Raw genomic sequence first — 12004 nt, forward strand, 5'->3', positions numbered from 1 at the left:
AATGACGATTAACAGCACGCCTCAAGTCGTCACCATTGCTGGCTCGGATTCAGGCGGTGGTGCCGGTATGCAGGCGGATCTCAAAACCTTTCAGGCACGTCATGTGTTTGGCATGAGTATTGTGGTGGCACTCACGGCGCAAAACACATATGGCGTCCAGGCCAGTTTGCCGATTCCTGGCGATTTCATTGATGCACAATTTCAATCATTGGCGGCAGACTTTGCGATCAAGGCATGCAAAACCGGTATGTTAGCCGATAGTGAGCATGTGAACGCCGTTGTCCGCAATCTTAAACAGGTCAATTTCGGTCCGTTGATCGTGGACCCCGTTATGGTCGCAAAAGGTGGGGCAACGCTGCTGGCCCCGGAAGCCGTTGCGACGATTAAGCAGGAACTATTGCCGCTAGCCGATGTGGTGACCCCAAACTTGCCGGAAGCAGAAATCATTGTGGGGCATCCCATTAAGCGTGAAGCCGATATGATAGCGGCAGCGCAAACGATTCAGGAACTCGGCGTCAAAAATGTCATCATCAAAGGCGGCCACCGTCAAGACGCTCAAGCTTCAGACTTCATTTTGTTAGCAGACGGCAGCAGTTTTTGGGTACGGTCGCCGCGCATCGCCACTGGCAATACGCACGGTACCGGCGACACTTTTTCCGCCTGTATTGCGGCCGAATTGGCAAAGGGCGAGTCACTGAAGAAGGCGATTATCACAGCCAAAGCATTTCTTGAAGGCGCCATTAGCCAAGGCATTTTTGTGGGCCATGGACACGGGCCGACCAATCATTGGGCAACGTTAAGCGAAGACGTTCAGGTGAGCGCGGTAAAATCATCGGCTGGTTTGCAGGGATAGCAACCTAACCAGAAAAATCAAAAGTAAGTCACTCATCATGATGGGGTGACTTATTTTTTAGTAAAAATATTTTTATGAAACGCTACCATTTCCCGTGTAACAACGATCCGAAACGCTGGTATAGACTAGCGCAGCGCTGTGAAACACTATTATTTTTATGAAGCTTCATTTATACTTACGGCAAGGAGATGCGAGGTTCTCGATCGGTGTTCAAAAGCGTGGCTGACTGTCTGGGTTACCGTCATTAAATCGGTGGATGACCGGTGATCAAAATGGCAGTCGGATACGTTTAACCTGACGATCAGAACCCACGCAAGTCAGCTTGGTGCCCGGTAACTTGGAAGCTTAAGCGACCCACACTCCTAGTTTGTATTTGGAGGCATTAAATTGTGCAAGAAAATGAACTGACACCCCAGCGTTATATGAGCTGGCCAGTTTTAAGTTTGCTTGTTTTTATTACGGTTATTGGTTTTGAAAACATCTTCTACCCGTTTCAAAATCAAGGCCTGTCTGTTGTGATCAACTGGGTGATTTTATTAATCGTCAACATCGTCCCGTATGCATTGATTGCGGCACAGCTGGGGACGACTTTTACCCGGGCTGATGAAGGCGGCGGGTTGGCAACCTGGATGCGGCGGACGCTGGGGGATACCTGGGGTTATTGGACCAGCTGGATTTATTGGGCTCAGACGCTGCCTTATCTGGTTGACGTGTCAAATGCCGTTATTGTGGCGCTTTCGTGGATGATTCTCGGCGACAATAGCTTGGGTAAGCGGATGTCGAATCTGACATTTGGCTTGCTAACTTTTGCCATTATTCTTTTATTCATCGTCTTGGAGAATCTGTTCTCGCGGTCGCTTGAAGTGATGTCGCTCATCGGCGGGGCAGCCATGTTTTTGATGGCGGTGCTATTTGTGGCGTTGACCGCGGCGGGATTGGCTAAGGGGATGCCCTCAGCCACGCACTTTAGCTGGGACGCATTTCGACCCCACTTTTCACTGCATTATTTTGCGACAACCGGGCTGTTGATTTTTGCCACTTCCGGTGCGGAGCTGGGGGCCACGTATATCGCGCAGTTGCGGAACCCGAAGAAGCAATTTCCTAAAGCGATGTGGGCACTGGCACTGATGACCGGGTTTTTGGTGATCTTCGGTTCGCTTGCATTAGGCGTGTGGTTCAACGCCAACCATCTGCCGGATGACTTGAAAATGAACGGCGCCTACTACGCTTTTTCCATGCTAGGTAAGGCGTGGGGTTGGGGTAAAACGCTGATGTATTTGTTTGCGGTCACGCAGCTGTTGTTCATGTTGGCGCAGTTGGCGGTGTTGATTGATGCCTCTAGCCGTGTGTTGTCTGCCGATACGGCGATGCGCTTTATGCCGAAGTGGTTATTGCAGAAGAATAAGCAAGGGCGGCCAGTACATAGCTATATTTTCACCGCCTCACTTTGCTTGTTCCTGTTGTTGCTGTCGGGCACATTGCCGAACATCAATGCAATTTTCAACTGGCTGCTGAATTTAAACGGCATTGTGTCACCGTATAAAACGGCGCTCGTGTTCGTGGCCTTCCTGGCGTTGCGCGCTCAAACCGACAAATTCACGTCCGGCTACACCTTTATCAAGAGCAAAACCGGTGCCTATCTAGTCGGCGGCTGGTGCTTCGTCTTTACCTTTATCTGTGCAACACTAGGCTTCTTACCTCAGGAAGTTGTGTTTGGAACCAACGGCTGGACCCATCAGCTCATCATGAATATCATCTCCGTCATCGTCCTCTTCGGCTTTGGTTTCATCATGCCGCTGTTGGCACGACGAGATGTGATCAAGGAAAAATTGCTGTAAGCAGCAGATGAATCGTTATCCCGAAAAGTTTTGGGATAACGGTTTATTTTTTTGCATCGAAGAAGGTGTTGGCCTCAATCCGACCAGCAAAAAAGTTTCACAGCCATTGAGCAGAATTCACAAACTGATTGATACTGCTGTTATGCAACAGGATCATGTTTTCAGCAATACAGATACGCACCTCAAGTTAACAAAAAGTCTGGTTCACACAAGATCCGTGAGATGACACTTTGCAAGCCGGTGTATAGCAGTTGATTCACCCAACAAATGAGCTGCATGTTAATTTAAGCTAAATTTGTTTCATGAAAAATGATTTGATTTAGTTGACAGCGCTTCCATGTGCGGGGTAAGCTTGGTTTGCAAGATTAAGTAAAACGTTTTACCTAACTCAGCAAATAGGGTCGTGGTTGGTGTGAAGAAGAAAGTTTCGATTACGGACGTGGCCAAGGAAACCGGGCTTTCCGTCACCACTGTTTCGCAAATTTTAAATGGCAAAGGCGCGCGGTTTAGCGAAAAGTCACGCAAACGGGTGCTGGCCGCTAAAGAAGCATTGGGCTATGAACCGGATCTTTTTGCCCGGGGACTAGTCGGCAAGCGCGGCAACTCAATCGGGGTCGTGATTCCCGATATGATGAACCCCTTCTTCGCCAGCTTTGTCGTTAGCGTGGAAAAAGCCGCCATTCCGCGCGGGCTGTTTCCGCAAATCTTTTCGATTAATGGGTTCCATGAAAATGTTGATTATTTTATTCGACAGTTTCTGGGCGGTACCCAACGCGGACTGATTCTTGCGGCACCGGAAGCTTCACAGGAGATTGTCCAAAAAGTCGGGAAGCAATTGAATCTGCCCATGGTGTTTACGGATCAGGCGACCACGCTGATGACCGGCGACAGCATTCGGATTGACGAGCGGCATGCCGGGTTTCTGGTGGCCGATCACCTGTTGCAGTTGGGTCATCGCCGCATCGCATTCGTATTGCCGCAACGATTGACCGTTAACTTGAAGGATCGGATGGCAGGTTATCAGCAAGCATTTGCGCAGTATGGGGTCCAGCTAGATCCGGGGCTGATTTTCCCCAGCGCGTTTAATCCGGAAGGCGGTCGGCAAGCGGTGGCACAGATCGTCAAGACCGATGCCACGGCGATCATCGCGATCAATGATGATGTCGCCAGTGGAGTCTACCGCGGCTTGTATGAGCAACACAAGCGGATACCGGCTGACTACGCGGTGGTCGGATTCGATGATGTCACACAAGCACGCTTTATGACGCCAGGATTAACCACCCTCGCCCAGCCAATTGATCAGTTAGGCCAACAAGCTGTTGAACTCCTGGTTGCGCAGATGAGTGGCGAGCATAACACGCGTAACACAATTGAGCTGCCCGTGAAATTGGTGAAACGCGGCTCAACGAAAATAACGAACCACCGCGGCTAATCGTCAAGGCATTTTCACAAGGAGGAGGACGCATTGAAAAAAGGGACTGTCATCAACACCCAACTGTCACAAGTGATTGCCGATATGGGGCACTTTGACTTGTTGGGGATAGGCGATGCCGGCATGCCGGTACCAGCAGACACATGGAAGATCGATCTCGCCGTTAGCAGAAATCTGCCTAGCTTCATGGACGTTTTGAAAAATGTCTTAACTGAACTACAGATTCAAAAAGTCTATCTGGCCGAAGAAATCAAAACGCAAAATCCCAAACAATTAGAACAAATTCAGCAACTCATTGACGTGCCAATTGTCTTTATCCCGCACGACCAAATGAAAAAAGATCTCAGCAAAACTAAGGCCTTCATCCGAACTGGTGAGATGACGCCTTATGCCAATATATTGTTGGAAAGTGGCGTTACTTTTTAAAACAGAGCGTGAACTGGTGCGGTTAGCGATCGGAATGTAAGCGGCCTCAGCCGTGATGGCCCGGTCTTGGCCATTGCGGCAGAGGTCCTTACATGCAGATCGCTGCACCAGTGAACGCGTTTCAGAACAATTCACACCACAATCAGCACTTGGGGGAAAGCAAAATGAAGATCGAAATGAAGGAGATCACCAAGAGCTTTGGCGCCAATCAGGTTTTAAAAGGGGTGAATTTTACCATTGATTCCGGTGAGGTTCATGCCTTGATGGGTGAAAACGGGGCCGGTAAGTCAACTTTGATGAACATTCTCACCGGCTTATACCCAGCCAACAGCGGCGAAATTCTTGTGGATGGGCAGCCAACCACTTATTCCGGACCGATGGAGGCTGAGCAGCATGGCATCAGTTTTATCCATCAGGAAATGAATAATTTTCTGGAAATGTCCGTTGTTGACAACATGTTTTTAAACAAAGAGCTGCGTAATCGTTTTGGGTTGATGGACAGCAAGGCGATGCGCGATCAAGCCGATCATTATCTAAGTTTGCTCGGGGCAAAGCTTGATGTGGATCAACCGATTGGCAGCTTGAGTGTTGGTCGCCAGCAAATGGTGGAAATTGCGAAGTCTTTGATGACCGATGCTAAGATCATCATTATGGACGAGCCGACTGCAGCTTTGACTGAGACGGAAATTAGTCAACTTTTCACAGTGGTGCGGCGATTGAAGGCTAAGGGCGTGGGATTTATTTATATTTCCCACCGCATGGAAGAAATTTTCGAGATTGCAGACAAAGTGACCGTGATGCGAGATGGACGCTCAATCACCGAATACGCCACCAAAGATGTCACGATGAAACAGTTGGTCAAGGACATGGTCGGGCGGGAGATCGAAGACTTTTATCCGGAGCGCACGCCGACTTTTGGCCCGGTTGCGATGGAGGTTAAGCACTTAACTGAAAAAGGCGTCTTTCAAGATGTCAGTTTCAGCGTCCGTCAAGGTGAAATTCTCGGTTTTTCCGGGCTGATGGGTGCGGGGCGAACCGAGATTATGCGGGCAATTTTTGGAATCGACAAGTATCAGTCCGGCGAAATTCTGCTGGACGGACAGCCGGTCAAGATTCGTGATCCGCAAGCGGCAATTCGTCACAATCTCGGTTTCTTGACGGAGAATCGTAAGGACGAGGGATTGATTCTGGATGACTCGCTTCACGACAATATAGTTTTGCCTTCGATTGATGGGTTTGTGAAACATGGTTTGGTGGACGATAAAGCCACTGATGATTTTGTTCGATTATTAATGAAAAGGCTTACAGTCAAAGCGATGGGACCGGACGTGACTGCTGGCAGCCTCAGTGGCGGGAATCAGCAGAAGGTCGTGTTGGCTAAGTGGATCGGCTCGGGGTCGAAAGTCTTGATTCTCGATGAGCCGACGCGTGGTGTGGATGTCGGCGCCAAACGGGAGATTTATGATCTGATGAACGAGCTAACGGATCGGCATGTTGCCATTATCATGATTTCCAGTGACTTGCCGGAAGTATTAGGAATGAGTGATCGGATCGCCGTGGTTTATGAAGGGCGACTGACTGGTATTTTGGATGGGCAGACCGCAACGCAAGAGTCGATTATGACGCTGGCAACAGGGGGAGTGGAAGAACATGCAGGCGCAATCTAAGACAAAAGCAGCTAGCAAAGTAGACGTAAAAAAGATTTTTAGTCGATTGGGACCGCTACTGGCCTTGGTTGTACTGATCATTTTGGTCACGGTGATGAGCCCCACCTTTGTGTCACCAGCCAACCTATTGAACTTATTGCGGCAGGTCTCGATTAATGCGGTCATTGCCTTTGGGATGACCTTCGTAATTCTCACTGGCGGAATTGATCTGTCAGTCGGCTCCATTCTGGCATTGTCAGGTGCGGTCACCGCTTCAATGTTGACAAGCGGATTTGCCGCTCCACTGGCACTCACGGTCGGGCTGATCTTAGGCGCTGTGTTTGGACTATTGAATGGCGTCTTAATCGCTTATGGGAAGGCAGCTCCGTTTATCGCAACTTTGGCCACGATGACGATTTTCCGCGGCGCCACCTATGTTTTCACAAATGGGAATCCCATTACCGGCGCGAAAATGAACAACAGCTTCTTGTTCCAGTTCATGGGCCGCGGCTATCTGTTCGGCATTCCGTTTCCGATTATCATCATGATTGTAGTTTATGGCGTGCTGTTTGTGCTCTTGCATAAAACCGCTTTCGGCCGGAAAACTTATGCCTTGGGTGGCAATGAAACTGCCGCTCGGATTGCCGGGGTGCGCACCAAGGTTGTGACGATGCTGATTTACACGATTTCCGGCTTAATGGCAGCAATCGCAGGGATCATTCTCACATCGCGGCTGAGTTCAGCGCAACCGGACGCCGGTACTTCTTATGAAATGGACGCCATTGCTGCGGTCGTGCTTGGCGGGACATCGCTGGCTGGTGGGAAAGGTCGCATTTTTGGGACGTTAATCGGTGCGTTGATTATTGGTACTTTGAACAACGGGATGAACTTGCTGGGGATTTCCAGTTTCTATCAGCAAATTGTCAAAGGCATCGTCATCCTGATCGCCGTGCTACTTGATCGGCGGTCCGGTAATAATGGGTAATTCATCGCAGGCGGGTGCTTGCGAGTTAAAACACTTTAAGTTGGTTGCTGGAACTGAGTCGTGCAGAGTCACGCTCACATTAACGCTTTTACAATAGGAGGAGAGTCTTCATGAAACACACATTCAAGCGCTTCTTAATGGTTGCAGTTATCGCTGCAGCTGCGATTTTTACCTTAACTGCTTGTGGAAACACGGGGTTGGGGTCAAAGTCTGACGGTGATGCGAAAGTTACCAAGAAAGCGCCTAAGGATCTGAAAGTCGGTGTGTCGCTGTCCACATTGTCGAATCCATTCTTTGTTTCCGTGCGTAACGGCATTCAGGATTTGGCGAAGAAAAATAAAACTAATGTTCAGGTTTCCGATGCCCAAAATGACACTGCTAAACAAAACAACAATATTGAAGATATGATCCAGAAAAAAGTCGACATTTTGATTATCAACCCAGTCGATTCCAGTGCGATTACGCCAGCCGTTAAAGATGCCAATGATGCCGGAATCCCGGTTATCACCGTTGATCGTTCCAGTGATGGCGGCAAAGTGTTGACGCTGGTTGCCTCCAACTCGAAAAAAGGTGGGGAAATGGCCGCGAAGTATATGATTGAAAAGCTCGGTAAGAACGCCAAGATTGCCGAACTGCAAGGAATCCCGGGCGCTTCCGCAACTCGCGAACGTGGAAAAGGATTTGATGGCGCGGCAAAGGGTCAGCTTGACATTGTATCAAAGCAGACAGCCGGTTTTGATCGGGCCAAGGGTTTGACGGTTACCGAGAACATTTTGCAAGGTAACGGTGATATTGTCGGTATCTTTTCACAAAACGATGAAATGGCACTAGGCGCGGTGCAGGCAGTTAAAGCCGCGGGTAAGAAGATTACTATTGTTGGTTTTGACGGTGAAGCAGATGGGATTAAAGCCGTCAAAGCAGGCGACATGGCTGCAACTGTTGCGCAAAAGCCAGAAGAGATGGGACGCTTAGCACTGCAAGCAGCCTATGATCATTTTGACGGCAAGACGATTAAGAAGAATATTGAATCGCCGTTGTCATTAGTCACCACCGAGGATGCGAACAAGTAAGCTTCATGCTATGCTGGTCAAGCAATGTCGCGCGGTAAGGTAAACAAAAAAGGGGCCGGATGCGGTCCCTTTTAAATGGAAAAATGGAGGGGTCTTTATGCCTAATCATGTTGTCGTTATTGGCAGTATCAATGTGGATGCTATCTTGCACATTCAACGACTGCCACAGCCGGGGGAAACAATTCAAATGGATGCTTTTTCTAAAGCTGCCGGTGGTAAGGGGGCCAATCAAGCGGTTGCGGCGGCGCGATCTGGCGCTAAGACCAGTTTCATCGGGCGCGTCGGGAATGATGCCAACGCTGCTTTCATGCGCGGCGAATTGGTGAAAAATCAAATTGATACCCAATATGTTGCAACCACCGCAGACACGGAAACCGGACAGGCATATATTCTGCTCCAAGCATCGGGCCAAAACTCGATCATCATTCAACATGGCGCCAACTTTGAACTGACGCCAGCGGATGTGCAGCGGGCGACTGGCTTGATTCAATCGGCTGACTTTGTGGTTGCTGAACTGGAAACGCCGGTAGCCGCCACAGCCGAAGCATTCAAAATCGCCAAAGCTGCGGATAAAGTAACCATCTTAAACCCCGCACCGGCGCAAAAAGATCTGCCAGAAGCGCTGCTGAAAAATGTTGATCTAATCGCACCTAACGAGACTGAAAGCGAATTGATCACCGGCATTCCGGTTACCGATGAAGCCAGCATGCGCCAGTCCGCCGCGTATTATCATCAACTCGGCATCCGCGGGGTGGTCATCACCCTCGGCTCGAAAGGTTCTTTCATTTCGCTAAATGGTCAGGCAACCCTCGTCCCGGCCTTCAAGGTCAAAGCCGTAGATACCACGGCAGCAGGGGATACCTTTATCGGTGCTTTAGTCAGCAACCTTCAGCCCGATCTCGGCAATATTGTCGATGCCGCAACTTACGCCAGCATGGCCAGCTCGTTTACTGTCCAGAAGCTCGGCGCATTCCCGTCGATTCCGATGGGGGATGAGGTGCGTGCGGGGTTGGCAAAGGTTAAAATGGGTCCTGCGTAAGGTTAATCGTGTCCGAAGAAGATCAGTTAGACTAAAATCGCGTCAACTTCTCAGAAAATGGGAGGTCGACGCGATTTTTAAGGTTGGCATTAGCGGCCTATCAATTAAACTATCGAGACCCTTACTTGCTTGCCTAAAGCATTTGCGATTTTGGTTAGCGTTTCGATGCTTGTATTGCTTCCTCGTTCGATACGCGCAATCGTTGTCTTAGGAACGCCTGATTTGTTTGCAAGTTCCTGTTGGCTCAATCCCGCATTTTGCCTTGCCTCTAGAACAGCATAGGCGCTTGCCAGCTTGGCTTTTTCAGATTCGGCTAGCTTCCTGTAGCTGGAGTCTTGCATCATCTCGGCGAAGAAGGCATCCATATCCGTTGACGTTGTTTCAGTAAATTTCTTTATGTTCTTCAAGATTTTTTCTCTCCCTAACTCGGCATCCGCGGGCTGGTCATCACGCTTGGTTCGAAGGGTTCCTTCATTTCGGTGGGTATAGTAGTGTTTGTAACGGTTACTGAATCACGTTTAAAGGTAAACACAAACCTTCTCCTAATTTCTATTAGAACATTGCGTTTTAGTCAGTCAATCTGTTTAAAAAAACTGCAAAAGACCTTCTTCCAATTTCGTAATGCAAAAATCATAATTACACAAATAATTCCAGCAAGGAAGCCGGAAAGATGTGCAATTTGTACAAATTTTTGCGCGTCTGTCGCATTCTGTTTCGGCAATATTCCTAATATAAGAGTAAAGAATGCCACCGTTAAAATAGCCTTCGTAATTAAAGAAAAATCAGGTTTCTTTATTAAAAAAGCAAACACGGACATTGGGAACAAAGCATAAACTGATATAGACGCACCATAGAACAGACAAATGTATATGCTTATTCCTAAGGCTGACTGAATATACCCGCCAAACCCAAAGCAGAAAATAAGGGCTCCAATCCAACCAGAAGTAAAGAATCCAATCACAAGCGCGACACTTCCAATTTTCCATTCTATGAAGGGGCCTAGAACAACCGTTGGGAGAAGATTCCACATTAAATGATTCCATTCAAAGTGATATAGCGGACCAGTTATTATATAGGAAAATTCACCTCTTAAAACTGAAGGTATATTTCCCACAAAGTTGGATGCAGGAACCATAAACGTATTGGTTAAAATTGAAAACAAAAAGTAGCAAGAAACTAATATACAACAGATGACGGAGGTGCCCTTAGCTGCTAAACCTATTGATAAAAGATTCGATCTTTTCAAGTTCTGTATCATGGATATCTAACCTCTTTCTTTCGAGTCGGATTCATGTCTACAAATATAAGTATTCAAAAAGGCGGACTTGATCTGTTCCGCCTTCTTTGTTACCTATAGGCCTAGTTTTGTTTGATCATAACTCTCCAATCAAAAACTAGTTTCTTGCCCAATGCCGGCCAGCATTACGGTATTGATTTGAAGATCCGTAATATGGCGAACCATTTGGGCCCGGAAGGTCTGCAGGAGTAAAAATGTTTCTACCAATAGGCAAAGCACCACCACCACCACTGTTGGGTATGTGATCGCCACCAATTGTGGTCTGAAGAGTCTCATCTGAGATCGTAGTGATGCTTTCGAACTTAATCATATTAACGTTATTCATGTTATTCCTCCATGCTTGCGACAATAGTGACATTACGATGTTAAACTCATGAGTGTAGCGTTAATATATCGCAACAAAGTCAAGTGGTCAAGAAAAAATCAATTTTCTGTAGTAAAACGCTTAGTAAGTATTAAAAACACAATAAATTAACATTATATATAATTGTTTTAGGCCAAAAAAGAAAATATAAACTTTTGACGATGCCATATGGATTGCTAGGAAAGTAAAGCGTGGTCATAGACACACAAAAACCCTTATGTGGAAAATCGAGCCATATTGGCTTTTAGATAAATTGACTGAACGGGCAATTCCCACCAAGATGTTCTTGAATATTTGAATTGTTGTCCTTCGCTTATGTTCTATATCAATTAGAAGTTAAAAAATTCTGTTTGATTGGATGGACGATTGGTAATTTGTATTTATGAGTCATCCCATAGATTGGCGTTTGTTCATATAACGTTTGGTTTAAATCTCCACGATACGGAATGATATTTCCGCTCCTGGCTTTGGTGAGAGAATTTGAATCTAACTGTAAGACATTGTTTACCAGTTTTTCGAGCATTGAATGTCTTCCTTTCCGAAGGTGATTGTTTACGGGACTCACTAAATTAGAATGCACAACAGTAAATGGCACAAATCAATTTTCCACAACACTTTAAGGAAAAAATAATCAAATACATTAGTAATGATTAAACTCATTAAAAACCGTATGTAAGTACTGTACGCAGTGATCACTTTGGGTGTAATTAATTTGAACGCCTTGTCGATAGTTGAATACCCAGACATTAATCTTTAACAGATCAGGATCTTTAATGGATTGAGCGACTACATTTGTCCCGCGTGGCAACAGTTCATTTCCCATATATACAGCGATTACTTGACATGCTAAGCGTCATTGAGGTGTTTGGGTTTAGATTTTGTATCGAGGTACAAATGAGGTCATTATTATGTGGATCACTAAGCAACAACGAAAAGATGCAATCGACGGGTTAACATTCCTTTATCGGGTCGCAACGCGTGATCCAGTGGATGCGCAACGAAGGATTGAAAGAATTATTCTTAGAAATGCAATCAAACCAAGTAGAGAGAATTT

General features: G+C 47.0%; 12 protein-coding genes. 8 read left to right on the plus strand and 4 right to left on the minus strand.

What is annotated here, in order from left to right:
* Nucleotide 1 precedes the first annotated feature (1 nt).
* From thiD to rbsK, 8 genes are all read left to right on the plus strand, one after another.
* Nucleotides 2-853, plus strand: a complete 852-nt coding sequence (thiD, locus tag EL173_RS01830) for a bifunctional hydroxymethylpyrimidine kinase/phosphomethylpyrimidine kinase (RefSeq protein ID WP_005691407.1) — start codon at nt 2-4, stop codon at nt 851-853.
* 389 nt (nt 854-1242) lie between these two features.
* Nucleotides 1243-2691: an APC family permease gene (locus EL173_RS01835; RefSeq protein WP_019728438.1), complete on the plus strand. Its 1449-nt coding sequence runs from the start codon at nt 1243-1245 to the stop codon at nt 2689-2691.
* 412 nt (nt 2692-3103) lie between these two features.
* A complete protein-coding gene (gene rbsR / locus EL173_RS01845) occupies nt 3104-4123 on the plus strand; it encodes a ribose utilization transcriptional repressor RbsR (protein ID WP_014571090.1) in 1020 nt (339 codons plus the stop codon).
* A 33-nt stretch (nt 4124-4156) separates the two neighbouring features.
* Nucleotides 4157-4549 carry a D-ribose pyranase gene (gene rbsD / locus EL173_RS01850; protein WP_005685124.1) on the plus strand — a complete coding sequence of 131 codons (393 nt, stop codon included), beginning with the start codon at nt 4157-4159 and terminating at the stop codon, nt 4547-4549.
* A 164-nt stretch (nt 4550-4713) separates the two neighbouring features.
* Nucleotides 4714-6216 carry a sugar ABC transporter ATP-binding protein gene (locus EL173_RS01860; protein WP_014571091.1) on the plus strand — a complete coding sequence of 501 codons (1503 nt, stop codon included), beginning with the start codon at nt 4714-4716 and terminating at the stop codon, nt 6214-6216.
* A complete protein-coding gene (locus EL173_RS01865) occupies nt 6200-7180 on the plus strand; it encodes an ABC transporter permease subunit (RefSeq protein ID WP_005685121.1) in 981 nt (326 codons plus the stop codon). The genes EL173_RS01860 and EL173_RS01865 overlap by 17 nt, the downstream gene beginning before the upstream one ends.
* Before the next feature lie 110 nt (nt 7181-7290).
* A complete protein-coding gene (locus EL173_RS01870; protein WP_005691417.1) occupies nt 7291-8250 on the plus strand; it encodes a D-ribose ABC transporter substrate-binding protein in 960 nt (319 codons plus the stop codon).
* A 97-nt stretch (nt 8251-8347) separates the two neighbouring features.
* Nucleotides 8348-9289 carry a ribokinase gene (gene rbsK / locus EL173_RS01875; RefSeq protein WP_005691419.1) on the plus strand — a complete coding sequence of 314 codons (942 nt, stop codon included), beginning with the start codon at nt 8348-8350 and terminating at the stop codon, nt 9287-9289.
* Nucleotides 9290-9393: 104 nt separating this feature from the next.
* Here rbsK and EL173_RS01880 read toward each other — a convergent pair whose 3' ends face one another.
* From EL173_RS01880 to EL173_RS01890, 4 genes are all read right to left on the minus strand, one after another.
* Complete coding sequence (locus EL173_RS01880; protein WP_005691421.1) at nt 9394-9696, minus strand: helix-turn-helix domain-containing protein; 303 nt, start codon at nt 9694-9696, stop codon at nt 9394-9396.
* A 164-nt stretch (nt 9697-9860) separates the two neighbouring features.
* Nucleotides 9861-10547 carry a rhomboid family intramembrane serine protease gene (locus EL173_RS01885; protein WP_005691422.1) on the minus strand — a complete coding sequence of 229 codons (687 nt, stop codon included), beginning with the start codon at nt 10545-10547 and terminating at the stop codon, nt 9861-9863.
* 136 nt (nt 10548-10683) lie between these two features.
* The gene (locus tag EL173_RS15060; RefSeq protein ID WP_019728439.1) at nt 10684-10911 is read right to left on the minus strand and encodes a hypothetical protein; all 228 of its coding nucleotides are present in this window, start codon (nt 10909-10911) and stop codon (nt 10684-10686) included.
* 364 nt (nt 10912-11275) lie between these two features.
* Nucleotides 11276-11473, minus strand: coding sequence for a hypothetical protein (locus tag EL173_RS01890; RefSeq protein ID WP_015764233.1), 198 nt, complete (start codon nt 11471-11473; stop codon nt 11276-11278).
* Nucleotides 11474-12004: the final 531 nt, after the last annotated feature.

The organism is Lacticaseibacillus rhamnosus (genome assembly GCF_900636965.1).
In the GTDB taxonomy this organism is placed as follows: Bacteria; Bacillota; Bacilli; order Lactobacillales; family Lactobacillaceae; genus Lacticaseibacillus; species Lacticaseibacillus rhamnosus.